Origin of the sequence: Paraburkholderia sp. BR14320 (genome assembly GCF_040948665.1) — a bacterium.
In the GTDB taxonomy this organism is placed as follows: domain Bacteria; phylum Pseudomonadota; class Gammaproteobacteria; order Burkholderiales; family Burkholderiaceae; genus Paraburkholderia; species Paraburkholderia youngii.
On sequence record NZ_JBFPKG010000416.1, the window covers coordinates 1 to 229 of the forward strand.

At 66.8% G+C, this 229-nt stretch carries 1 protein-coding gene; it reads left to right on the plus strand.

Annotated elements, in window-relative coordinates; all coding sequences use genetic code 11:
* Window positions 1-229, plus strand: a 229-nt coding sequence (locus tag AB3X89_RS40880) for a transposase (protein WP_368588132.1), incomplete at both ends; no start/stop codon positions are given.

The window sequence follows — 229 nt, forward strand, 5'->3', positions numbered from 1 at the left end:
TTGCGCTGGATGGCTCGTGCCGGCGCGCCGTGGAGGATGCTGCCCAATGATTTCCCGCCGTGGGAGCTGGTGTATCAGCAGACTCAACGGTGGTTGCAGGCGGGCTGCTTTGAGAGCATGGTGAGCGACCTGCGCTCGGTGATACGCGTGGCACAGGGCCGTCGGGGACAGCCCAGCGCGGTCATCCTCGATGGCCGCACGATACAGTCGACCTGCGAGAGCGGCCCGC